Origin of the sequence: Nocardiopsis algeriensis (assembly GCF_014203695.1) — a bacterium.
Classification (GTDB): domain Bacteria; phylum Actinomycetota; class Actinomycetes; order Streptosporangiales; family Streptosporangiaceae; genus Nocardiopsis; species Nocardiopsis algeriensis.
Genome location: NZ_JACHJO010000008.1, coordinates 287373 through 310983, shown reverse-complemented (window position 1 = coordinate 310983; position 23611 = coordinate 287373). Strand labels below are relative to the sequence as shown.

Below are 23611 nucleotides of genomic sequence, written 5' to 3'. Positions count from 1 at the left end.
CCGCTCGACCGTTCGTGCGCCGCCCATCATGGCACCGTGCGGTACATACAGTGGAAGGCAACCCCGCGAATACCAGGAGGAAGCAGCGCATGTCCACAGCCTCGTACCCCACAAGTGCCCACTGGGGCAGCTACAGCGTGGTCGTCGAGGACGGCCGCGTGGTGGGGGCGCGGCCCGATCCGGACGACCCGGCTCCCTCCCCGCTGATCGGCAACACCCCCGGCGCCCAGCACCACGCGTCGAGGGTGGCGCGCCCGGCGGTGCGGCGGCGGTGGCTGGAGAACGGCCCGGGTCCGGACCCGATGCGCGGCGCGCCCGGTGACGAGTACGTCGAGGTGGAGTGGCCGCGCGCGCTGGACCTGCTGGCGGGCGAGCTGGACCGGGTGCGCCGGGGGTACGGGAACGCGGCGATCTACGGCGGCTCCTACGGGTGGGGCAGCGCGGGGCGGATCCACCACGCGCAGAGCCAGCTGCACCGCTTCCTGAACACGATCGGCGGCTACACGGCCTCGCGCACCACCTACAGCCACGGGGCGCTGGAGGTGCTGATGCCGCACCTGATCGGCATGCCGGGGACCAACCGGCTGCTGCACCGGGCGCCGGCCTGGACGCAGATCCGCGAGCACACCGAGCTGCTGGTGACCTTCGGCGGGCTGCGGGTGTCCAACACCTGGATCGCCGCGGGCGGCCGGAGCGCGCAGACGGCGGGACCGCAGATGCGGGCGGCGTCGGAGGCGGGCGTGGAGTTCGTGTCCCTCTCGCCGCTGCGCGACGACGTCCCGGACGGGGTGAAGGCCGCATGGCTGTCCCTGGCCCCGGGCACCGACACGGCGGTGATGCTGGCCCTGATGCACGTGCTGTTCACCGAGGGGCTGGCCGACACGGACTTCCTGGACCGGTACACGGTGGGTGCGGACCGGCTGCGCGCCTACGTGCTGGGCGAGCGCGACGAGCAGGGCCGCCCCGGAGGGGTGGAGCGCACCCCCGAGTGGGCGGAGTCGATCAGCGGCGTGGCGGCCGGCGAGCTGCGGGCCCTGGCCCGGCGGATGGCCCGCTGCCGCACGCTGGTCAACGTGGGCTGGTCGGTGCAGCGCGCCCGGTACGGCGAGCAGCCGCTGTGGGCGGGGCTGGCGCTGGCGTGCTGCCTGGGTCAGGTGGGCCTGCCGGGCGGCGGGTTCGCGTCGGGTTACGGGTCGATGGGCAACTACGGCGGCGGCGCCACCCCGCTGGGACTGCCGCGCATGCCGCAGGGCAACAACCCGGTGGACTCCTACATCCCGGTGGCCAAGGTGTCCGACATGCTGCTGCACCCGGGCGGGAGCTACCGCTACGACGGCGAGGACCGGCGCTATCCGGACATCCGGCTCGTGTACTGGGCGGGCGGCAACCCGTTCCACCACCACCAGGACCTGGCGCGGCTGTCGGAGGCGTTCGGGCGGCCGGAGACCGTGGTGGTGCACGAGACGCACTGGACGGCGACGGCCCGGCACGCCGACATCGTCCTCCCGGCCACGACGGTGCTGGAGCGCGACGACGTCACGGGCAGCCAGGGCGACCTGGTGCTGCGTGCGATGCGCAAGGCGGTGGAGCCGCACGGGCAGGCGCGCGACGAGTACGACACCTACGCGGACCTGGCCGAGCGGCTGGGCGTGCGCGAGGAGTTCACCGAGGGGCGCACCAGCGGGGAGTGGATGCGTCTGGCCTACGGGCGCTGGCGGGCCATGGCGGCGCGGCGCGGGCTGGAGGTGCCCGACTTCGACGAGTTCTGGGAGCGCGGCCGGCTGGAGATGCCGGGGCGTGTGGAGGACGAGGCGCTGCTGGGCGAGTTCCGCGCCGACCCGGAGGGCAAGGCGCTGCGGACGCCGAGCGGGCGGATCGAGCTGTTCTCGGAGACGATCGCGTCGTTCGGGTACGAGGACTGCCCGGGGCATCCGGTGTGGCTGCCGGGGCCGGTGCTGGAGGAGGAGCCGGAGCTGCCGCTGGTGCTGGTGGCCAACCAGCCGCGCGGAAGCATGCACAGCCAGCAGGAGATGGGCGCCCACAGCAGGGCGCAGAAGGTCCGGGGGCGGTCGCCGCTGCGGATGCACCCGCGCGACGCCGAGGCCTGCGGGGTCGCGGAGGGCGACGTGGTGCGCGTGACCGGGCCGTCGGGGTCGTGCCTGGCGGGGCTGGTGGTGAGCGACGCCCTGCGCCCGGGCGTGGTGCAGCTGTCGACGGGGGCGTGGTTCGACCCGTCGGAGCAGGAGGCGGCCACGTGCGTGCACGGCAACCCGAACGCTCTGGCGGTGGACGAGGGGACCTCGTCGCTGGGGCAGGGCTGCACGGGGCAGCTGGTGCGGGTGCGCGTGGAGCCGTTCGAGGGACCGGTCCCGCCGGTACGCGCCTACGAGCCGCCGCGAGGCGTGGCACCGGTGGAGGCCTGAGGCCCGGCGGCTGAAGGCGGGCGGCCGAAGGCGGGCGGCCCAAGGCGGGCGGCCGAACGTGCATGACCGAACACGCGGTGATCTTGTACTTGCGGCAGGGTTCGACCCCGCCGCAAGTACGGAGCCCGTGGTTCGGCGGACGCGCAGCGGGACCGGCCGGGGTCAGCCCTTGCCGAACACGGCCTTCTGCACGTCGTCCGGACCGTCGAAGCGCTCCGGGCCCGCGTTCGCGATCTGCTCGACCAGGGCGTCGTCCGCGCCGTTGTCCTTGGCCAGCGACACCAGGTCGTCGCGGCCGGCGGGGTAGTCGGCGCCCTTGAGGGCCTTCTGCAGTTCGATGGGGTTGGGAGCGGCCATGGCGGTCTCCTGTTCCGGTCCGGTGGCTTGCTCCCGGCCGACTACCCGGAGCGGGGGCGCGCAAGCCCAGCAGAGGGCAAAGGGCGGACCGGGTGGACCGGGTGGCCGTGCCCGGTGGTGACCTTGTCCTTGGAGCCGGTCTCGTCGGCCGAACCTCGCCACAAGTACAAGATCACCGCACTTCAGAGCCGGTCGGCCTTGGCGCAGTCCAGGAAGGCCTGCCATTCGTCGGCGCCGAAGAAGAGGGCACCGAGGCCGCGGTGCTTGGTGTCGCGGACACCGGTGACCGGCCCCTCGGAGACCTCCACACACTCGCCACGGTCGTTGGTGTAGGTGGCCTTGTGCCAGGGCCGGATCGGAACGAAGGTGGCGATGGTGGTTCTGTGCGGAGTCATGACGACCTCTTGTAGTCGGCGACCAGGGTCTTGAGGAGGGTGCGTGTCTCCGAGGTGGAGAGCGCAGACGCCTGCAGTTGGTCAAACGCTATCTCGTGCTCCAAAAGGTCTTCCCGGTCCTCGAAGAAGAGCCCGTTCGGTGGCACGTCCACGAACAGGGCGCGGTCGCTCTCCTCGAAGGTCAGCAGCGAGAAGCCGTAAGTCCGCGACATGCCGGCAGACGCCGGGAGCACCTGGACGTTGACCGAGGGCCGGTCGGAGAGATCCAGCAGGTGCGCGAGTTGCGTGGCCATGACCTCGGAACCGCCGATGACGCACCGCAGGCACGACTCGTCCAGGATCATCCAGATCCTCGGCGGGATCTCACGCTCCAGAACATTGGCGTGCCGCTGGAGGCGTGCCTCCACACGCCGGGTCCGCTCTTCCTCGTCCGAGACGTACCCCCGGTCCATCATGGCGCGGACGTAGTCGGGGTGCTGCAGCAGACCAGGAACCAGGCCGACCGTGTACTGCTGGATCTTCCCGGCCTCGTGCTCCAAGCCGTAGAAGGCGCCGATGCCGACGTCCCTGTACTGGAACCACCAGGGCTTCTGCGTCCTGGACGCCTTGGCGATCTCCACCAGCTCTTCGCGCAGCTCGTCGGTCGAGCCGTACAGACGGCACAGTTCCGCCACATCCGCCGAGTTCAGGCGGATGAACTTGCCCGTCTCGATGCGGATGATCTTGCCGGACTCCCAGCCCATGCGCTTCGAGACCTCCCCTTGGGGCATCCCGGCATCTGCGCGCAGGCGCTTGAGCTGGCTGACCAGATAGCGACGCCGGACAGGGGAACCCTGGGCCACGGCTGTCTCCTCGCTCATGTAGTGGACCGTCGCCTCATTATCCCGTGACCTGCAAACTTCTCATTTCGGATATACCAACCAACTTATTTTCCAACACTTGGATTTCCTTAGTGCGTGCCTCACTATAGAGGCAGAGGCAGTGCTCACGTCACGGAGCGACTGAATCCGGGGATACGTATGCAATCGGCTGTGACCCATGCGGATCTCCCGGGTCGCGCAGAAAAGCTGCGGAGCGTGGCCACTGCCAGAGGTCACCGGTCAACGAGGGTGGCCGTACGAGAACGGGCTCTGGGGGCGATTGCGGCGCCTCCAGAGCCCAGCGACAACACGGAACTCCCTAGCCATGAGGAGAAGTGCGTCATGACCATTGTGCCGCGCCCCGGCTTTCCCTTCCACACCCCGACCCCGCCCTTCGCCGGGCGGCGCTGGCCCGACCGCGTCTACGAGGGCGTTCCCTCCCAGGCCGCCTGGGTGCGCGCGGATCTCGCCGCCGACCTGACCCGCCTCCTGGGCCTCTCCCCCGAGGTGCGCGACGACGCGGTGCTGTGCATCGCCGAGATGTTCGCCAACGCCTGCGCCCACACCCGCTCCGGCAACCCGGGCGGCCGGGTCGTCCGCCTCCTGTCCCAGCCCACCGCGCCCACGGTCCGCCTGACCCTGGTCGACGGAGGCTCTCCCACACGCCCGCACATCCCCACCGCCCAGGAGGAGGAGATACCGTCCGAGTCGGGGCGCGGGCTGCTGCTCATCGAGCATCTCTCCCTGGCCTGGGGCACCCGCCCTGCACCGGATCACCCTCTCGGCGACCGGCCCGGACACGCGGTGTGGGCCGAGTTCGCCCTCGCCGGGACCGCTGTCCCCGCTCCGGCTCCGGAGGCCGCGCGGTGAAAACGACCGGTACCGCGGTCGATGCGGGGGTGCGCGCCGTCCTGGCCGCACCCCGCGGCCGCCGCTTCTCCCGTCCCGCCGCGCCGCTCTCGCGCGAACAGCGCCTCCTCGCCCAGATGCGCGGCAACCCCCGCGTCGAACGCCGCCTGCGGCAGGGTGAACTTCCGCTGTGGATGCACATCCAGGCCGAACGCCTCGCCGAGCAGGGGCAACCCGTTCGCTCCGCACCGTCACTGCAATCGACCCGAGCACCGCGCCCACGCCCGGCCCCCGACGACGGACCACCGCCACCGGCTCCTGAGCAGCCGGTCCGACCCAAGCCGCCGCTGCCACGCCGCCGCCCACACAGCCACCGCAAGCCGTCGACCCGCTGGGGCCGCCTGCTCACCGCCTACACCCTTGCAGTCGGAGTCGGGGCCGTCGCCCAACATCTGGTCACAGCCCTGTATTGACGCACCAGGAGGCGGCCACCCCTTCACCGGCGTGGCCGCCTCCTGTACTGCTTCCCAAAAAATACACTCGCCGACCTGGCCGACGTACTCGGCTGGGCCGGCTCGATACCAAACCAATCCCCGATAAGACAGAGCGGCGACCAGCGTCCGCACCCCGTCAAGCGTCCGCTGGGATGAGCGAAGAGCGATAGAACCTTGGCGAGCGTTCCCGAAACTTGCTGCTACGCAGCCTGTGGTGCATCAGTGATATGTGCAATGGAGGCGCCAGCCGCCAGATAGCAAGTGCTACGCCACACCACGACGGGACCACCCAAAATCATTTTTCCCCGAGACGGACATTTGCCCTTTTCTCTTCAATATCAGAAGCGGAAAAACTTGGAGCCGATACCAGAAAAACCCCAGCAGAAATTACAATCCAAGGAATCCAAAGAAACGCTTCATCCCAAAAATAGCGCAACAAAGCTGGAACTCCCACCACAAGGGATATAGAAAGCCACCACCTAGGGAAGGAATAGGGCAGTCGAATGAACCCAAGGATCAAGAGGACTCTCTCAGAGAATCCTCCTGAACTCATGTCGCCCCCAGCCTTCGAAATAGCCCGCCCTTCCATGAAAACAGAGAGGCAAAGAAAAAGAAAGCTGAGCATTAAAAATATAATCAGATACGGCATTTGACCACCTTCAGGCAACTCACCGCATCCCCCAAGCCACACCGGGAACCACCGCAGGCAAGACTCACCACTTCCAATCATTTGAGATCACTTCAATAAATCCCGTTCGACAGAAAGAAGAAAAGTGCGGGAAGTTGAAAAATCAAAACAATCAAAACAAGAGGCACTACAGGGAAGCTGAACCGAGTCTTAACCTCCCCTGAAAAAACGCCAGAGCCACTTCTCCTGAAGTCAGCAAGCCTGAGATAAGCCTCTTTTAGGACTTTCCCGTGCATTCGGTACCCAAATACTTCACCGAGCAGGGACTCAGAAAAATGGATAGATGAGAACTTCCCATGGCTCCCAGCGTCAACAAAAACCCACTTCCCTTATCCCCGAAACCCGAAACAGCAGAAAAAGGGATTTCGCTGCGAAAAACCATATTGACCAGGACAACCGCATTCTCACGCAACTCGACCCTGGAATGAATTCCAATTAGCCACATAAAGAAAAATACAAGAGCGCAGGCAATTCTTCCAAAGAATAGATCAGCCGTAGAATTCATCTCCCACCCTCCCGTAGACATGACCAAGCCGCCAAAAATAGGCAGCAGGGAGACGCAGACGAAGAGGGTTACCATCGAAACGCTACGAAATTTTTTGGCCGACACCGTAATCTCCGTTGACACTGGCAAAAAGCTTCAGGCGAAGGTCTCGGGCGGGTGGCGCATCCTGGCCGGGACTGAGTACTTCTGTCGGATCCGCTCGTCCGTCTCCACGCTCAGGAATCAGGGACTGACGGTGCTGGACAAGCTCACCGAACTGTTCGCCAGGAATGCCTGGATTCCCTCAACCACATGAATAGTTATCCTGAAGGATCTTCCCAAACGAGATGTCTCTCCTTCTCGACATCATCCAGAGAAAAACTAGGGAGAGACACCAAGGCTACACAGGACATGATTGATAAACCTGGAGCCCAAGCCGAAACACCTCCAACCAAAGAGAACGATACACCATAAACAAGCACCACAGATAGAACGCTCAGCCACCACCTAAAAAATGAGTAAGGAAGAATTGACACCCTTAGCAGCGAGCGCACATACCAGGATGCTTTCATTTTTCCACGGAAGTTCCCCCGACATTTCTCAATGGCCTTCGACTCCAAAAAAATCGACCAAACCAAGGCAACTAAAGAAAGAGTAACAAAAATCAGAAGCACAGCTCTCCAAAATTTATTTCAAGCCCCTGGGAAAAGACTGTTCCATCCAACCCTTACTCGCTCACCGGTGCCACTGATCCTGCCCCTGGGCAGGTGGATCACCTGCCCGATGTAAAAGACCTAGCCCTTACAGCCTTGCCAAAGTTAGTAAACAGATGCACCTCACCAAAAGAACCAGTGAAAACACCAAGAGCCTCCGCGCCTATATAGCCGCTAGCACTCCTACTGTCAGGGCTATTTCCGACATGATACGAAGCCACGCCAACCCTAGTTAAAGAATTAAACTCCAGCCATTGAAAAAAGGACGCCTTCTTGATAGAGAAAAAATACAAACACGAGAGAAACAAAAAGAGCAATAGGGGAAATTTTTCGGTAGAAGTCGGAAAATTTCTCCTCGTCGGGGTGGGCGCCCATATAGGCAACATTTACAGACACCCAGGAAAATTCAGCCACCGCCACAACAAACTGCTGCGCCTTCAAAATCGCGTAGACTACAGCAAATCCGGCAAAAAAGACCGAAAGGGAGTCAGATAGAGGCCGCGCCAGACCAGAGGCGAAACCAAGCAAAATGAGGCCACACAAGCCGCAAGTAAAGGACAAGGGCATGCGAATCATGGAGAGCCATACCGCATCAATGTAGTCCCCCTCCTCAGAGTGGACTATCCTCTCCAGCTCGGCCCTCATGAAGAAGATTGTTCTGTTTTTCTTTATAACAAGACCCAGAAAAAATTCAACGAATCTATGATAGCCGACGTTTTTCAGCGTCCAGGGAAATTCAACTGCGTAATCTTTTTCCAAGGCAACTACCCACAGTCATGCCGAAGTCTCGCTTGCCACTCCGATCACACTTTATTGGTGAGAAATTATACCAACGATCAGAGCCCCCAGAAACCCCGATTTCGCTGGCAGGGTTCAGTGCTTGACGTTGTCAATTCGTGGAATCAACACCGTCGATTAGCTGCTTCTGGAATACCTCCTGCGGGGTGCGAAACCCCAGACAAGCACGAGGCCGGTTGTTCAGTTCCTCGGCGATCGCGGTCAGGTAGGGCTGATGCTGCGGGTGGTCGCGTCGCAGACCAAGGAACCCGCCATCGAGCAGCACCTCCACCTCGGGAAATGCCTGAAGCAGGAGTCGATACCCGCAGTGCGGGCCGCAGTGACATCATGCATCCTCCCCGACCGCATCGCTTCGGTCCACAACGTGCGCCCGCAGTGATCGGCCACGACGGTGGCCTTCATCGTGTCCTGCTTCTTCTTTCCCGAAACGGACGCCCACCGACCGCCCCGACCCGCCCGAAGCCTGCGCACCTGCACCTCGGTGGCGTCCAGCCGCAGTTCCACCCCTTCGGCCCGGGCGTAGGCGAACACGCTCTCCAGGGTGCGCAGGTGCACCCCCAGAACGGTTCGAGGCCGCGCATCCGCGCTCGGCCAACAGGGCCCGGATCTGGCCGATGGCACGGGCCATGGTGGAACGGTCGACCCCGAACAGCAGTTCCAGGACGGCGTGCGGCAAGTCATGGCGCAGATGGATCAGGGTGGCCACCACACGGTCGAAAAAGACCAACCGGTACCGGGCGCAGGCCCCGGCGGCCCGTTACCTCGGACCTGACCCCGGTGGTCTTCAACCGCTATCTCCCAGGGGTGGGCCAGATCTTCGACGAGCGCGGCCAGATGGTGTCGGGAGATGCCGGTGAGCCAGGGGTGGGCCAGAACCGCACGGTTGAGTTTGATCACCACGGCCAGAAGAATGCCACGGCCCTCTAGCAAAGCCTCACACGATATCACGCACCGACGCGTAAGTTACCTCCCGCAAAACACAAGCAAGGCCAACAACGCAGCAATTTCCCCAACTCCAAGGAACCCGACAAGCATGCCCCATCGATAAATTAGGCAAAAAAGATCCAACACATTACCAAAAAAGAAAATACAAATATCAGCAAATAGGAAGTCGGACCAATTAACCTCGGAACATACGACCCCCCGAAGGCGAATGACGGGAGGGATATTTTTGCAGCATCCAAAAGTTCAACCGCCACCGTCGCAAGAAGAGCCAACCCGACAAGCACCAACAAGTCAGAATAAACTCCCCCTCCCGCCATGCCAAAAACTTCGAACAGTACATAGTACAAGGCCATTCCAGGCAGGTTGATAATTATTACATAGCTTAAGGCAAAGGCCCCCTCCAAGAGGCACAGGCTACGAGCCTCCTCCAAGTCCGTATCATGACCCTCCCTCCCCTGAACCCTGGCTTCCTCCACTTCTGAGAAAAACTTTCGGACCCCAGGAAAAACAAACCCAAGCATTACAGGAACCACTCGCCTTACGCCAATCCAGCGAAAAAGACTAGTGGGCAACAAATTTCCCATAGGACACTATTTCCTAATTTTTTCTCTGGGGGGACCAGACTTCATCAAATACCACGCCGCCAATGGATATGTTTGCGCCAGTTGAATCCAGGGCGCCAATGGCACTATCGGCAGACGCCGAGATAGTGGCGGGTCTTCTCGTCGGTGAGCGAGGTGGTCTCCACTGGCTCTCCGGCCTGCTCCGCCAAAGCGAGAGCGTCGAGCTCTTCGGTCTCCGAGGTACTGTCGCCGGCCGAGGAAGGATCTTCTTCGTCCGCCATCGTAGGAGTGACGGTCAGCAGCGACACAGCCAGGGTGGCGGCCGTGGCAGCTGCCGTCGTGCGGGTCAGGGAACGACGCATGGTGGGGGATGCCCGTCTATTTCAGCGGCGGCCAGGAGGAACACGACTCCGCGTGGGACTGTGTCGCACTTGGCTTCAGACGGTCAGGAAGCTAGCGACCTCATATAGCGCAACACAAGCCCCGAAAGGGATAAAAGTTCTCCAGTCAGGCACTCAGTACCGCGTGATGCTCACATGGCCTGAAACAACAGCGCCTGTGGCCGCATCCGGCCACAGGCATGAGCACGGTGTTTCGTCCGTGTGATGACCTTATTTTTACCCCGTCCTAAACACCGGATCCCACCATGAAAACCTTGGCGCATCGGGATGCCCTTCGTGCTGCGGGAGGACTCTGAACCTCATTTCGGACATGGAATCGACCGTCAGGTCTCAGCGAGCCGAAGCACCCTCCGGGGATCCCGCACCCCCAGGCGGCCCCTCATGCGACAGGCCTCAGCGCACCAGGAGCGTGTCCACTCTGCGCGGCAGGGTCAGGCCGAGCACGCCCAAGAGGGCGTAGCCGACCTGACCGGGGGCGAGCATGCCCAGGACGGCGCCCGTGTTGGCGGCCGGGGAACGCAGGAACTCGCGCATGCGCGGGTGCGCTCGGGGAACGCCGTTGCCCGCGACGAGAAGGGTGAGAACGGCGGCTGCGGCCAGAGCCGCCCACACCAGGTCGGCGGTGCCGAGGGACGACAGCCAGCTCTGGACGCGGTCGGCCGCCAGGTAGGCGTAGGCGGGTTCGGCGGCCGGCGCCGGAGGCGCGGGAACGGTCACCACGGCGGCCAGCATCCGCAGCCCCGTCATGGCGGCCATCGCACCTGTGACTCCGCCCGTGGCGGCGAGGCCCAGCCGGACGGCGAGGTCGCGGGCGGTGCGGGTGAGTTCCTCCTGGGAGGGGTGGCGGCGCCAGGGGCGACCGGCGGAGCGGGCCTCCCCCATGGCGTTCGCGCGGCGCAGGCGCAGGAAACGCCAGGTGTCGCACAGCGCACCCGGCCCGCGCCGGGCCGCGACGAGGCAGACGGTGAACTCGTGGACGATCGCCGACAGCGTCGTGGTCAGGACGACCGGCAGGTCCGCCCAGGCCAGGGCGGCGCGGCGGAAGAGCGGTGCGATGTCGGACGGAATGCGCACCCGCAGGGCCACGGAGCGGCCGCGTGCCCGGCGGCGCAGCCGGGCCAGCGGCGGTTGCCCGGGCAGCGGCGGGACGCTCTCCGCCGCGGTGGCGATCAGCCGGTGGTCGGTGGCGACCGCGCACACCAGCAGGACGACGAGCAGGAACGGTGTGAGCGTGCCGCCGCCCAGCAGGGTGAGCACGGCCCCGGAGACGGGGTGCAGAGCCGCCCCTGCCAGCAGTGCGTTGAGGTTCAGGTGTTCCAGGAACGCCAGGGTGAAGGCCAGCGGCGGCAGCAGCCACAGCCAGGTTCCGCGTCCGACCACGGCCAGGCCGAGGGCAGCGCCGACCAGGCCGGTGGTGACGGCATGGCCCGAGAAGACCGCGGCCACCCCTCCCGACGGGTCCCCGACGACGGTCCCGCCGGGCAGGAACAGGTCGCCGCCCAGCGGGGAGGCGCCCACGCTCACGGCCGTGGCGATGTGCTCGGCGAGCTGGAAGCCGGCACCCGAGGCCGCCGCCAGCAACAGGAGGTCGACGGCGGCCGTGCGCCGCGCCCGGCGGAAGGCCAGGAGGGCGAAGAGCAGCAGCGGCAGGAGCTTGACCAGCTCCTCCACCGTGACCGCGACGTAGGTGTAGGGCACGACGCCGTACGGGTCGGCACCCAGCAGTCCGACCAGTGCGGACTCGGCGAGGGCCGCGGGCCACAGCAACAGGGCGCCGAGCGCCGCCGTACGCAGCAGCCCCGCGAAGGACACGGTGCGCGAGCGCGCGAGCAGGGCCAGCTGGAACAGCAGCAGGAAGGCGGTCACGAGGGCCGGGACGACCGCGCCGTCCAGGGCGGGGAGGGCCAACGGGGCGGTGAGCAGGACGCCGACCATCAGCCAGCCCCAGGCGCCGCGCAGGGCGCGCAGCGCGGGGGCGGCACGGCTGCGGCGCAGGGCGTCGGCCCGCCGGGAGAGGAGTTCGTGCGCGTCGGGGCCGGGCCCGCCCCGGGCCGGGGTGTCGGCGCAGCGGTAGAGCCGGGCGGCGCGGGCCAGCTCGGGGTCGCCCTCGATCCGGGCCCGGTTGCCGAAGTGGGTGCGGACCTGCGGGATGTCGGCTCCGACGAGTGCGCGCACGAAGTCGGCGGGTCCGGCGGCCACGGTGAGGTCCTGGGCGGTGACCAGGACGGCGGCGGAGAAGTCCTCGACACAGACGAGGAAGTCGGTGGGGGTGGGGCCCCAGCCGCGGATGAGGTCGATGAGGGTGTCGGTGTCGAGGGGGACCTCGGTGACGGGGGCGTAGGAGAACTCGGGTCGGGTGCGGCACACCAGGAGCCGGTCGACGCCCATGGCACGGCCCGCGTCGACGATCGCGCGGACGAGGTTGCGGTCGCGCGGCACGAGGAACGGCGTGGTGACCTTGCCGTCGACCCGGATCCAGTGGGGGTCGAACTCGGTCGCTCCGGCGCAGACCCGCAGGACGAGGTCCCGCGCGAGCATGGCCTGTTCTTCCATCGGTGACCTCGTACGGGGGGCGGAGGTGGGACACGGAGGCAGGTATCGCCCGAATGCCGGTCGTCCTGGTCCTGACCGAGCATAACGGGGAGGGGCACGGGCGCCCAGAGCCGGCGATCCTGTGCCTGTGGCCCGGCCGACCGCAGGAGGCGGCCGCAGGTACGGGATCGCCGGCGCCGGCGGCCCCGTCCTCCCCGGTCAGGCGCCTGCGGCCTCGGGGGCGCGGGAGGGTCGGGGGCCCGCGCCGAAGGCGTCGGCGCACAGCTGCGCGAAGTGGCGCAGCAGCGGCAGGTCGAGTGCCCAGCCGGCGAGGGCCCAGCCGAGGTGGAGGTGGTCCAGCGCGCGGGCCAGCGCCGACACCCCGCTCCACCGGTGCCCGCCGGGCATCTCGTAGGTGAGGCGGTACAGGACCTCCGGATGCCGGGATGCCGGGCGGATCTCCAGAGCCACCGGCGACCGGGCGGCGATCCACCTGCCCAGGCCGCGGCACATGTCGCAGTCGGCGTTCACGTACAGGATTCCGGTCGTGCGCCCGGGCCAGGGGCGCCACCGGGGCAGCCACGGTCGCACCTCGGCCCGGTACTCCGTCCAGTCCCGGCCGAAGGCCTTCCGCAGTTGGCCGCCCTCGTGCCACTCGGCGAACCCGGCGCCGTAGGCGAGGGCGACCACCGCACCGAGGAGCAGGCGGGGGTCGCCCGTGATCACGGGCAGGACGAGGTAGACGGCCACGATCGCGGTCTGCATGGGGTTGCGCAGGTAGGCGTAGGGGCCGCTGGTCACCAGCCGCTTCGGCGGGTCGTAGGGCAGCGGGGTGCCGCCGCCCACCGCGGCGAACTCGCGAGCGGCGGCCAGCCCGGGAAGGCAGGCCGCCGCCAGGACCTGGAAGGCGGTGAAGGCGGTGCCGGAGGTGGCCGGGGCCGCGCCGACCGCCAGGGCGGGCAGGACGACCATCAGTCCGAACGCCAGGAACGCCTGCGCCCACATCCGCGCGTGCACGCACTGGTCGTGCCGTGTCCAGTGCGCCAGCAGCAGGGCCGGGACCAGGCCGACCGCGGCACCGGCGAGTTCGCCGGTGATCCAGGTGCCGCCCAGCACCACGACGGGTTCGGCCAGCGGCATGAAGGCGAGGTCCGCCCACACGACCAGGGCGCTGAGCAGGGGCAGCGGCAGGTGGCGCAGCAGCAGTGCGGGCAGTGATCCCCACAGGAGCGCCCACGCCAGCAGCAGGTCGACGGGGATGCCGAGCCAGACGGCGCCCTCGGCGTGGAAGGACCACCAGCCCACACGGAGGGCGAGGAGGTTGAGGGGGACGAGGGCGAGCAGGGCCCAGGCTCCGGAGACGATCATCGCCGCGGTCTCGTGCGGGCGGGGAGCCCGCCAGAGGCACAGCCCGGCCAGGAGCAGGACAGGGACGAGCAGGGCGGTGCCGCGCACCGCCAGCGCGGACAGCTCGGGGTTCACCTGCGGACCTCCGCCTCGGCTCCTGCCGCGAAGGTGTCACCGAGGTATCCGGCGGCCAGATCGGTGGCGTAGGCCTGGACCGGCCCGAAGTACCAGGAGGGTTCGAAGGTGCGGTCGTAGTCGATCGTCCATGTCAGCCGGGTGCCGCCGTCCTCGGCGGTCCAGGAGGCCTCGGCTTGGTGCATGTCCATCCAGCGGGCGAAGGCGGTGTCCTCCACGACGTCGAAGACCACCCGGCCGCCGTCGGTGTCCACCTCGCTCTCGGCGATCTCCAGCACCATGGTGCGCGGGGTCGGTTCGTCGCCCGGGCGGAGCGTGGTGCGCGGGGTGAAGGTGACGGTGCGGGTGTCGCCGACGCCGAGTCCCCCGCCCTCGGCGGCCACGGGCTGCGGGAAGGGGACGGCGCGCAGGAACAGGGCCGCGGGCTCGTCGTAGGCGGGCGGGGCGGCCAGGGCGGCGGCGACCCGGGAAGGCGCGGCGTCGACGAGGACGGAGTCCGTTCCCGCGCCGGCCCTGGGCAGGATCGTGGTTCCGGCAATGCCCTCCATGCCGAGCGCCATGAGGAGCGGAACGGCGAGGAAGGCGTGGCGGGAGTTCTTTCCGGAGTCCATGATGCGCTCCGCGACCATGGCGACGAGGGCGACCACGGCGTACAGCAGCGGGGCCGCGATCACCAGGCACACGAGCCCCTCGCCGAGCAGGGCTCCGGACATGGCGAGGAAGAGGGTGAGCACGGCCATGGAGACACCGACCGCGCTGCGGGGCCGGAAGGTGAACACCACGAGCAGGGCGACGACGGCGGGCAGGCCCAGGTAGAAGAGGGCGGTCTGGTCGAGGCCGCCCCAGCTGGTGATGCGCAGCACGGTGAGCAGCGCGAACATTCCCAGCACGATTCCGGCCAGCCACCAGCGGACGGGTTCCTTGAGCGGGGACTCCTCGGACACAGGGGGCTCCTTCACCACTTGATTGAACCAGTCGATTTAATCACTCGATTAAAACGTATGATGAACGAATCTGGAAGGGGGCGTCCCATGGCGCGAGGCGGGGGCGGACGGCGCACGAGCGAGGAGACCAAGGAGCGGCTCCTGGCTGCCGCCCGCGAGGTGATGCGCGAGGAGGGCTACGCGGGGGCGTCGGCACGCGCCATCGCGGCGCGCGCGGAGGCCAACTCGGCGCTGGTCTTCTACCACTTCGGCGGGGTCGACCAGCTGCTGCTGGCCGCACTGGACCGCTCCAGCGCCGAACGCCTGGAGATGTACCGGGCGCTCACCGCGCGGGCCCGCACACTGGAGGAGCTGGTGGAGGCGGCGACGCACATCTACCGCACCGACCTGGAACGCGGCTACATCGCGGAGTTCTCCGAACTGGTGGCGGCGGCGGTCACCAAGCCGGAGCTGCGCGAGGAGATCCGCACCCGGGCCGAGCCGTGGATCGCGCTCATCGAACAGGAGTGGACCCGCGTCGTGGGCGGATCCCCCCTCGGCCGCCTGCTGCCCGCCAGGGAGGTCGCCTACGGGGCCATCACGTTCTACCTGGGCGTCAACCTGTTCTCGGTGCTCGACGAGGACCGCTCGCGCACCGAGGCGGTGTTCGACCTGGCCGGAAAGGTGGCACCGCGCGCCAAGCTGCTCACCCTGCGGCTGCCGCGCCGGGGTCGCGACGCGGCCGGCGGGGAGCCGGAGGCCGACCTCCGGCCGTAGGCTGGCGGCGACCGACGACGACAGGGGGCAGGAACTGTGGACGGTATCCAGGTGGCGCCGGGGATCGGCTTCCCCGACACCTCCGACGGGCGGACCTACGTGGCCGGCGCGGTGATCGCCGCGCCCGACGGGCGGATCTTCGCCCAGCGCCGGTCACCGCACCGGAAGGTGTTCCCGCACTGCTGGGACATCGTCGGCGGGCACGTCGAGGAGGGCGAGACCATGCTGGAGGGACTGGCCCGCGAGGTGGCCGAGGAGACGGGCTGGCGGCTGACCGAGGTTCTGTCGGAGTTGTACCGCGTCGACTGGGACCCGGGTGACGGCGTGACCCGCCGCGAGGTCGACTACCTGGTCCGGGTGGAGGGCGACCTCTCGGCACCGCAGCTGGAGAAGGACAAGCACACCGAGTTCATGTGGGTGGACGAGCCCCTCCTCCCGAAGCTCCGCGACGCCCGCGACCCGGGCGACTACTTCATCACCGACATCGTCCGCCTCGGCCTGGAGGCCGCCCGGAAGCTCTGAACCCGCCCTGCCGGCAGGACACAGCCGTGGTGCCGGCGCCCCGCTCCCTCACGCCACGGCCCGGTGTCGGCTTCTCCCGCTCAGGGCGGACCGCAGCGCGCCCTCCTGGGCGAGCAGCACGAGCGGCCCTCCGGCGCACCTGCCGAGGAGCACGACCGGGGCGAACACCGGACGGGGTGCGCGGCAGGCCCTGGGGATGCCGCAGCAGCCGTCCGCGCTCCTCCTCGAACCGCCGTGTGAAGTCGGTGAACGCCTGGTCGGGTTCCGGCCCGGCTCCACTCGTCAACCGTCCTCCCTCAACCGCACGTCCACCGGATCGGACGCCTCCCACACCACCGGCACCGTGCCCCGCACACCCAGTTCCTCCGCCGTGCTCCTGGACACCTCGACGGTGTCCTCGAAGTACAAGCCGTCGACCTCGTAGCCGATGTCCAGATAGGCCCAGTTTCTGTGGCTGCCCCCGCTGAACCGGGTCTCCAGCAGCTCCGCGGTCCCCGCCACGGGATCGCTCAGCGGCTCCCTCCAGAAAACGGGCACCGACACCAGGACCACGGCTGCGACCAGGGCCGCCAGAAAACGGATGCTCCGTTTCGGCAGCAGTGGGAAGGGGCGCGGAAGGCGCCGCACCGGGTGGTCCTCGGCATACCGGTAGGCGGCACGGACCAGGGCGAGCAGTGCGGCTGCCAGGAGCACGGGTACGGGGATGAGCAGGAAGGAGAGCTGTTTCTCGAGCACCTCGGCCGGGCTGAGCAGGGTGAGCGCCAAGACGCTGCCGCCAAGAACCGCCACAGCCGACGTCCCGGCGAACACGGCGAACACGAGGAGGGGAGCCACCGGCCGAGGCCGTCCCGGCAGGCCCTGGACGTGTACCCGGGCCCGCCGCACGAACCATCCTGCCCGGAACCCCGCCCTGTGGTGGCAGGCCCACCACCATGTCAGCACGGGAGCGAGTGCCACGGGAAGCAATGGCCAGAAGTTCCACCGGTGCCCTGCCACGACGGCCGCCCCCGGAGCCCCCGACAGGTAGAGCACGTCGACCGTATGAGCGGGATCGTGCCGATGGCGACCCTCCGCCCATGCGACCAAGGACTGCCCGTCATGGGCCACGAACTCCACCATGGGCCTGCCGTTGCGTACCCAGAGCACAGCGGCCTCGGCCTGTCGACCGTCCTGCGCGAACAGCACTGCCTTCAGCACGGTCTCCACGCCGAAGGCAAGGCAGAGGCCCAGCAAAAGGACCGGCGGAAGGCAGAGCAGCACCATCAGGGAGAAGGCCCACCACCGCAGTGGTTTGCGCTCTTTCTCCCACCGGTGCTCGCTGTGGACCTTCCTCAGGAAGTCCACGAACGCCTGGTCCGGCTCCGGCCCGGCTCCACTCGTCAACCGTCCTCCCTCAAAGGTGCGGTGCGCTGCTCTGCACGGTGAAGGCAATCCCCGCCCCTGCCTGCCCCCGAACAGGACAACCAGAAGAACGAGGAGGCACACATCCTTGACCGCGGCGAAGCGGTGGGGCGTCCCCTTCCTGCTGCCGGACGGAAATTGCCGGGTGTCCCCGCTCTGCGAGCTTCTTTCGCTACCACTCGGGGATCCGGTACGGACGGTGGCGCTTCTTCCCCGCGCGAGTCACGTACGGCTGCCGGAACGCGGAGGACATGAGCGGAGCATGGGGATACTCCCACCTGATCGGAACTCCATGGGGGAATGCGCATCATCCCACACCGCTGCCGGCCGACCGGGGAAAGGACCGGTCGCACGCGGTCGGCGAAAGCACGCGGGTCCCCGCACGGAGCACCGCTGCGCCCGCCCGGGCTCTCCGCGCCTCGAGGCACGCGGCCCGGCCACGTCCGTGGACGCGGTGCGGTCAGGCCACCGCCTCCCCCACCTCCCGGATCGCCAGGGGCAGGCCCTCCAGCAGGTCGGAGGCGCTGATCGGGGCTCCGCCCCGGGCCAGTACCGCCGCGCGGCCGTGCAGGTAGGCGGCGCACATCGCCGCGTTCGCCGCCGACAGGCCGCCCGCCAGCAGAGCTCCCGCCGCCCCCGAGAGGACGTCGCCCGTGCCCGCGGTGGCCAGCAGGGACGTCCCTGTCGGGTTGGCGACCACCGGGGCGCCGGGGGAGGCGATGACCGTGGTGGACCCCTTGAGCAGGACCGTGCAGCCGAGGTCGTCGGCGGCCCGAACGGCGTGTTCGAGCCGCCGCGCCTCGACGTCGGCCCGGTCGGCGCCCAGCAGGCGGGCAAGCTCACCCGCGTGCGGGGTGAGCAGGGTGGGTGCCTCGCGCTCACGGACCAGATCGGCGAGGTCTCGCCCGTCCTCCCCGCTGAGCAGGGTGATCGCGTCGGCGTCGGCCAGGACGGAAACCTCGCTCTCCAGGACGGCGCCCAGTTCGTCGGCGTTGGCGCGGTGGGTGCCCCGTCCCGGTCCGATGGCCACGGCCGACACCCGGCCGGGCCCCAGGTTGGTGCTGTGGAGCGGCTCCAGGACGGAGGCCACGGTCTCCGGCCAGCGCGCCAGGACCTGGTCGACGGCCCTCTCCCCTCCCTCGTAGCGGACCATGCCGACCCCCGTGCGCAGGGCTCCCCCCACGGTGAGGACGGCGGCACCGCGGTAGCGGTCGGAGCCTGCGCGAACCGCCAGGACGCCGCGGCGGTACTTGTCGCTCTCGGCCCCCGGGCGGGGAAGGAGCGCGGCGATGTCCACAGCCTGTGGACGGACGAGGGCCGGAGCCGGGAGCTCGGGCCCCAGACCGATGTCCACGAACACGACCCGGCCCGCCCGTTCGGCGCCCGGGTCCACGAACAGCCCCGGTTTGTGGGTACCGAAGGTGACCGTGAGGTCGGCGCGGACGGCGTGCCCCGCCACCTCTCCGGTGTCGGCGTCCACACCGCTGGGCAGGTCGACCGCGACGACAGGCGCGGGCGCATTCGCGGCGAGCACGGCCAGGGTGGCGTGCGGCTCGCGCAACCTGCCCCGGCCACCGATCCCGACCAGCCCGTCGACGATCAGGTCGGCGTCGAACAGCACCGACCCGTCGCCGGAGAACGCGTACGCCTTCCCCCCGGCCGCCCGCAGCGCCTCCACACCGCCCTGGTGGACGCTCCGTCCGGCCAGGACCGCGAACACGGACGCGCCCCGCGCGGCGAGGAACGCCCCCGCGTGGAGGGCGTCGCCCCCGTTGTCCCCGCCGCCGACCAGGAGCACGATCCGGGCCCCGTACACCCGGGGCAGCAGGCGGGCGCACTCGACGGCCAGGCCGAACGCGGCCCGGCGCATGAGCGCCCCCTCCGGCAGGCGGGCCAGAAGCGCGGCCTCGGCCTCGCGGACGACGCTGACGGTATGCGCGGATCGCACCGGTGAACCTCCCGTGACGGCGACGGCTCCATCGTGCCGCACACGTGCCCTCCCCGCCCCGGGGACCGGCCGGACACGTCCTCCCCGGTGGTTGAACGCCGTCGGTACGCGGCAGATGCTGGCGTTGCCGGCGCACACCGACCCGAGGACGACGCCATGCCCGAGTACCACGGCTTCGCGAAGGACACACCGACGGCCCTGGAACCGGGCCGGTGGTACGACATCGTGTTCGACCGCCGCGACGACGGCGTCGCCGAGCTCCGGGAGCTGGTCGACGACAGCCATCCGCACGGCGCCCTCTACCTGCTGTCGGTGGGGGTGGTCCTGACCGGCCTCACTCCCCGCTGCGAGGTGCAGCTGCGCGCGGTGGAGTTCGAGTCGTCGGGGAGGGTCTTCCGCGAGTGCGCCGTGGACAGCAGGGTGCAGGTCCGCGGGAAGGGCCGCTTCGGCCACACCTGGCAAGGACTGCCGGCCCCGGCCGCTGGGTGGGCGTCCGCGTGGCCCAGCACGACCGTGCGGACGCCCATCTCACCGAGGCCCGCGCCGAGGTCTTCGCCTGGCCCGGCTGAGCCGCTACTCGCACCCGACCCCGTCACCGTCGCGGTCCAGGTGCCGACCGTATCCGGGGTCGCCGAGGTACACGGGGGCGGCTCCGGCCGCGCGCGCGGCGTCGCAGTTCTGGTAGTAGGCCGAACCCCCGCCACCCCCGCCTCCTCCACCGCCCCCGCCTCCGCTCTCGGGGCGTTCGGTCACGGTCTCGGTCGCCGTGACGGTCTCCGTCGCCGTCACCTCCACCTCGATCTCCACCTCCTCCTCGACCGTCTCCGTCGCCGTCACCGTCTCGCTCACCGTGGCGGTGACGGCGGCGGGCTCCGGTGCGGCGCCGCCGTTCCCACCTCCGGCCAGAGCGGTCGCGCAGGAGCCGATCATTACGGTGAACAGCAAGGCTCCGAAGCAGCCGAGGCATCCGATGCCGAACTTCTGGGCGCCGGTCATGGGCGTGGACGGGGGCGCAGTCATGGGTTGCTCCAACGTGTACGGGCGGCGGAGCGGGAGCCGGCCAGGGGATGGGCGCAGGGACGCGGCGTACCTGCGACAGGGCAAGGCTAATCACCCAAGTGAAGACATGTCAGCACTTTGGCCAATGTGACGGATTTGCACCTGCGCGACGGCAGAGATGCCTCCGGGCCCGCCGCCGCGGGCACCGGCCCCGCAGGAGCGGGCGGGGTGTTCGGGGCGCCGGCTCCGGGTAGGGGGCACGAGCTGCGAGGACGCACGAAGGGGGAGCACACCGTGAAGATCGGGTTGAAGCTGATGGCCGAGGCCTACGGGCCGCGCGAACTGGTGCGCCAGGCGGTGCGGGCGGAGGAGCTCGGGTTCGACTTCGTCGAGGTCAGCGACCACTACCACCCCTGGCTGGAGAGCCAGGGCCACTCCCCCTTCGTGTGGTCGGTGCTGGCATCGATCGCCGAGCGCACCGAGAGGATCCGGCTCGGCACCGGGGTGACCTGCCCGACCGTGCGCTGCCACCCCGCGATCGTCGCGCAGGCGTCGGCGACCACGGCGCTGCTGTCCGAGGGGCGGCACTTCCTCGGCATCGGCAGCGGCGAGCGGCTCAACGAGCACGTCACCGGGCACGGCTGGCCCTCCGTCTCGACGCGGCACGAGATGCTGCACGAGGCCCTGCAGATCATCCGCATGCTGTGGAGCGGGGGCTACCACTCGTTCGAGGGCCAGTACCTGGACCTGGACGACGCCCGGGTGTTCGACCTGCCCGAGACCCCGCCCCAGATCATCGTGGCCGCGAGCGGCGGCCGGTCCGCGGAGCTCGCCGCGGAACTGGGCGACGGCCTGTTCGCCAACGCGCCCGAGAAGGAGGTCGTGGACGCCTACACGCGGGCGGGCGGCAGCGGGCCGCGCTACAACGAGGTCCCCCTGGCCGTGGGGCCCGACACCGAGACGGCGCTGCGCAACGCGCACCAGGGCTTCCGCTTCGGAGCTCTGGGATGGAAGGTCATGTCGGAGCTGCCCAACCCGGTCAACTTCGAGGCGGCCACCGCGACGGTCAGGCCCGAGGACATGGCCGACATGGTCTCGGCCGGCCCCGACCCCGAGACCCACCTGGCGCAGGTGCGCACCTTCGCCGACGCGGGCTTCGACCACCTCGCCCTGCTCAACGCGGGCGCCGACCCGGACACCTTCCTCGACTACTACGCCGAGCACCTGTCCGGGCCCCTGGCGGAGCTGCGTTCCTGAGAGATCCGCACCGCAGCGGCAAAGGTCCGGCAAGGGTTTGTCCCGCGCCCCGTCCGGGGCGGCACGGCGGCGCGCCGGACGGCCGGGGGCCGGGCCACGATGGGTTCCGCCCCCGTGTGCCACCGCGCGGCCGCCCATCGGCCCTGTTTCCAGGCTGCGCGGTGCCTGCGCTCCGGCCCGGTCCCGGGCCGGAGCGCGGCCTCAGTAGCCCTTCCAGGCACCCTTGTGGTACTCGATCACGCGGGGGTGCATGAGGGTGGACTCCTGGACACCCTCGTCGCGGCGGTCCCTCGGGAACACCTGCGCCGCCTCCAGGAGGGCCTCGTCCAGGAACCGCAGCGGCGGCGCGTCCTCGGGGACCTCCAGCTCGGGGGCGGTGTCGGCCGCCGCCAGGTAGAAGCCCCAGTTCCCGAACGAGGGGACGTCCACGTTGTAGGGGGTGGCGGCCAGGTCGGCCGCCTCCAGCGAGTGGCCCACGCTCCAGTAGGCCTCGGGGGCGAAGAACGGCGAGCCGGCCTGCACCACCACGCGGCCCCCGTCCGCCATGGCGTGCCGGATCAGCGAGTAGAACTCGACCGAGTAGAGCTTGGACGTGCCCACGTCCTGGCCGTCGGGGAGGTCGGCGACGACCACGTCGAACTCCTCCGTGTTCTCGCGCAGCCACTGGAACGCGTCCGTGTGGACCACCTCCAGCCGCGGGTCCTCGAAGGATCCCTCGTTCAGCTCCTCGATCACCGGTTCGGTGGAGGCCAGTTCGACGACGGCCGGGTCCAGGTCCACCAGGGTGACCGAGGCGACGTCGTCGTAGGCGAGGATCTCGCGCAGGGCGAGCCCGTCACCGCCGCCCAGCACCAGCACGTCCTCGCGCGGGCCCGCCATCGCCGGGTGCACGAGCGACTCGTGGTAGCGGTACTCGTCGAGGGTCGAGAACTGCAGGTCACCGTTGAGGAAGAGCCGGACGTCCTGCCCGTCGAGCGACCGGGTGAGCACGATCTCCTGGTACTCGGAGCGCTCGGCGTGCACGATCGGGTCGCGGTACAGGGCCTGGCGGGCGTCGACCTCGAACTGGTCGGCGTAGGCGAAGGCCAGGCCCAGCACGGTGAGGACGCCCACCAGGCCCGCGCCCAGGAAGACCTGCACACCGCGGGCGAGCTCCCCCCGGAACAGCCACAGCACCACGGCGACGCCCACGACGGCGTTGAGGGCGCCCACCATCAGCACGCCCTTGGGCAGGCCCAGCAGCGGCAGCAGCAGGAAGGGGAACGCCAGGCCGCCGATGAGCCCGCCCACGTAGTCGGCGGCGAACAGGTCGGCGACCGCCTCGGAGGCCTCCTGCCTGCGGATGCGCTGGATGAGTGTCATCAGCAGCGGGATCTCCATGCCGATGAGCACCCCGATGGCGAAGGCCAGCAGGACCAGCGCGAACCCGTACGCCGACAGCCAGGCGAAGGCCCCGTAGAGCAGCAGCACCGACAGACCGCCGACGAGGGAGAGCAGCCCCTCGATCACGGCGAAGGCGACCGCCGCGCTCCCGGTGAACCGCTTGGACAGCAGCGACCCCACGCCCATGGCGAACACCATCACCGACAGCACGATCGAGGCCTGGGTGATGGTGTCGCCCAGCAGGTAGCTGCCGATCGCGACCAGGGCCAGCTCGTACACCAGACCGCAGGCCGCGCAGAGGAACACCGCGGTCAGGACGAGGAACCTGGCCATGCGCGGCGGAACCGGGAGGCCGGTTCGGCTGCGGTCGGTGCTCTTCGCGGTCTGCTCGGTCAACGCGTGTGCCTTCGTGGAGTG

21 protein-coding genes and 3 pseudogenes are annotated in these 23611 nt (G+C 68.7%); 7 read left to right on the top strand and 17 right to left on the bottom strand.

Features of this window, described 5'->3' with window-relative positions; genetic code table 11:
• The first annotated feature begins 89 nt into the window (after window positions 1–89).
• Window positions 90–2423 carry a molybdopterin-dependent oxidoreductase gene (locus FHS13_RS15065; RefSeq protein WP_184292514.1) on the top strand — a complete coding sequence of 778 codons (2334 nt, stop codon included), beginning with the start codon at window positions 90–92 and terminating at the stop codon, window positions 2421–2423.
• A 162-nt stretch (window positions 2424–2585) separates the two neighbouring features.
• Here FHS13_RS15065 and FHS13_RS15060 read toward each other — a convergent pair whose 3' ends face one another.
• The 3 genes from FHS13_RS15060 to FHS13_RS15050 form a co-directional block, all read right to left on the bottom strand.
• Complete coding sequence (locus FHS13_RS15060; RefSeq protein ID WP_184292513.1) at window positions 2586–2780, bottom strand: DUF2795 domain-containing protein; 195 nt, start codon at window positions 2778–2780, stop codon at window positions 2586–2588.
• Window positions 2781–2962: 182 nt separating this feature from the next.
• Window positions 2963–3175 (bottom strand): DUF397 domain-containing protein, encoded by a 213-nt coding sequence (locus FHS13_RS15055; protein ID WP_184292512.1) that lies wholly within the window; start codon window positions 3173–3175, stop codon window positions 2963–2965.
• Window positions 3172–4035, bottom strand: coding sequence for a helix-turn-helix domain-containing protein (locus FHS13_RS15050; protein ID WP_184292511.1), 864 nt, complete (start codon window positions 4033–4035; stop codon window positions 3172–3174). Before FHS13_RS15050 ends, FHS13_RS15055 begins: the two co-directional genes overlap by 4 nt.
• Window positions 4036–4377: 342 nt before the next feature.
• Here FHS13_RS15050 and FHS13_RS15045 point away from each other — a divergent pair, with 342 nt between their 5' ends.
• Both FHS13_RS15045 and FHS13_RS15040 read left to right on the top strand, forming a co-directional pair.
• The gene (locus FHS13_RS15045) at window positions 4378–4905 is read left to right on the top strand and encodes an ATP-binding protein (RefSeq protein WP_184292510.1); all 528 of its coding nucleotides are present in this window, start codon (window positions 4378–4380) and stop codon (window positions 4903–4905) included.
• Entirely contained in the window at window positions 4902–5357 is a 456-nt protein-coding gene (locus FHS13_RS15040) for a hypothetical protein (protein WP_184292509.1), read from the top strand. Before FHS13_RS15045 ends, FHS13_RS15040 begins: the two co-directional genes overlap by 4 nt.
• A gap of 316 nt (window positions 5358–5673) precedes the next feature.
• Here FHS13_RS15040 and FHS13_RS15035 read toward each other — a convergent pair whose 3' ends face one another.
• A complete protein-coding gene (locus FHS13_RS15035) occupies window positions 5674–6027 on the bottom strand; it encodes a hypothetical protein (RefSeq protein ID WP_184292508.1) in 354 nt (117 codons plus the stop codon).
• A gap of 677 nt (window positions 6028–6704) precedes the next feature.
• On the opposite strand from FHS13_RS15035, the pseudogene FHS13_RS21960 reads away from it, so the two are divergent.
• Window positions 6705–6866 (top strand): annotated as a pseudogene (locus tag FHS13_RS21960) (IS66-like element ISFsp10 family transposase); the annotation flags it as partial.
• A 637-nt stretch (window positions 6867–7503) separates the two neighbouring features.
• Here FHS13_RS21960 and FHS13_RS15025 read toward each other — a convergent pair.
• The 9 genes and pseudogenes from FHS13_RS15025 to FHS13_RS14990 form a co-directional block, all read right to left on the bottom strand.
• Window positions 7504–8022, bottom strand: a complete 519-nt coding sequence (locus FHS13_RS15025) for a hypothetical protein (protein WP_184292506.1) — start codon at window positions 8020–8022, stop codon at window positions 7504–7506.
• A 130-nt stretch (window positions 8023–8152) separates the two neighbouring features.
• Window positions 8153–8275 (bottom strand): annotated as a pseudogene (locus FHS13_RS15020) (IS30 family transposase); the annotation flags it as partial.
• Window positions 8263–8565 (bottom strand): transposase family protein, encoded by a 303-nt coding sequence (locus tag FHS13_RS21955; RefSeq protein ID WP_425491176.1) that lies wholly within the window; start codon window positions 8563–8565, stop codon window positions 8263–8265. The pseudogene FHS13_RS15020 and the gene FHS13_RS21955, both read right to left, overlap by 13 nt.
• Window positions 8566–8650: 85 nt before the next feature.
• A pseudogene (locus tag FHS13_RS21950) lies at window positions 8651–8788 on the bottom strand (transposase family protein); the annotation flags it as partial.
• Window positions 8789–9110: 322 nt separating this feature from the next.
• The gene (locus FHS13_RS15010; protein WP_184292505.1) at window positions 9111–9539 is read right to left on the bottom strand and encodes a hypothetical protein; all 429 of its coding nucleotides are present in this window, start codon (window positions 9537–9539) and stop codon (window positions 9111–9113) included.
• 155 nt (window positions 9540–9694) lie between these two features.
• The gene (locus tag FHS13_RS15005) at window positions 9695–9877 is read right to left on the bottom strand and encodes a hypothetical protein (protein WP_221442947.1); all 183 of its coding nucleotides are present in this window, start codon (window positions 9875–9877) and stop codon (window positions 9695–9697) included.
• Window positions 9878–10363: 486 nt separating this feature from the next.
• Entirely contained in the window at window positions 10364–12523 is a 2160-nt protein-coding gene (locus FHS13_RS15000; RefSeq protein ID WP_184292503.1) for a PrsW family intramembrane metalloprotease, read from the bottom strand.
• 198 nt (window positions 12524–12721) lie between these two features.
• Entirely contained in the window at window positions 12722–13984 is a 1263-nt protein-coding gene (locus FHS13_RS14995) for an isoprenylcysteine carboxylmethyltransferase family protein (protein WP_184292502.1), read from the bottom strand.
• Window positions 13981–14865 (bottom strand): SRPBCC family protein, encoded by an 885-nt coding sequence (locus FHS13_RS14990; RefSeq protein WP_246405321.1) that lies wholly within the window; start codon window positions 14863–14865, stop codon window positions 13981–13983. Before FHS13_RS14990 ends, FHS13_RS14995 begins: the two co-directional genes overlap by 4 nt.
• A gap of 150 nt (window positions 14866–15015) precedes the next feature.
• Here FHS13_RS14990 and FHS13_RS14985 point away from each other — a divergent pair, with 150 nt between their 5' ends.
• The gene (locus FHS13_RS14985) at window positions 15016–15684 is read left to right on the top strand and encodes a TetR family transcriptional regulator (protein ID WP_184292501.1); all 669 of its coding nucleotides are present in this window, start codon (window positions 15016–15018) and stop codon (window positions 15682–15684) included.
• 36 nt (window positions 15685–15720) lie between these two features.
• Entirely contained in the window at window positions 15721–16206 is a 486-nt protein-coding gene (locus FHS13_RS14980; RefSeq protein WP_184292500.1) for an NUDIX domain-containing protein, read from the top strand.
• Window positions 16207–16488: 282 nt separating this feature from the next.
• On the opposite strand, the gene FHS13_RS14975 is transcribed toward FHS13_RS14980, so the two are convergent.
• From FHS13_RS14975 to FHS13_RS14965, 3 genes are all read right to left on the bottom strand, one after another.
• Complete coding sequence (locus FHS13_RS14975; RefSeq protein ID WP_184292499.1) at window positions 16489–17589, bottom strand: hypothetical protein; 1101 nt, start codon at window positions 17587–17589, stop codon at window positions 16489–16491.
• 478 nt (window positions 17590–18067) lie between these two features.
• Complete coding sequence (locus FHS13_RS14970; protein WP_184292498.1) at window positions 18068–19555, bottom strand: NAD(P)H-hydrate dehydratase; 1488 nt, start codon at window positions 19553–19555, stop codon at window positions 18068–18070.
• Between the two features lie 573 nt (window positions 19556–20128).
• A complete protein-coding gene (locus tag FHS13_RS14965; protein ID WP_184292497.1) occupies window positions 20129–20575 on the bottom strand; it encodes an excalibur calcium-binding domain-containing protein in 447 nt (148 codons plus the stop codon).
• 273 nt (window positions 20576–20848) lie between these two features.
• Between FHS13_RS14965 and FHS13_RS14960 the strand changes: the two genes are divergently transcribed.
• Entirely contained in the window at window positions 20849–21811 is a 963-nt protein-coding gene (locus FHS13_RS14960) for a TIGR03557 family F420-dependent LLM class oxidoreductase (RefSeq protein WP_184292496.1), read from the top strand.
• A 201-nt stretch (window positions 21812–22012) separates the two neighbouring features.
• Here FHS13_RS14960 and FHS13_RS14955 read toward each other — a convergent pair whose 3' ends face one another.
• Window positions 22013–23590, bottom strand: coding sequence for a polyamine aminopropyltransferase (locus tag FHS13_RS14955; RefSeq protein ID WP_281388798.1), 1578 nt, complete (start codon window positions 23588–23590; stop codon window positions 22013–22015).
• Window positions 23591–23611: the final 21 nt, after the last annotated feature.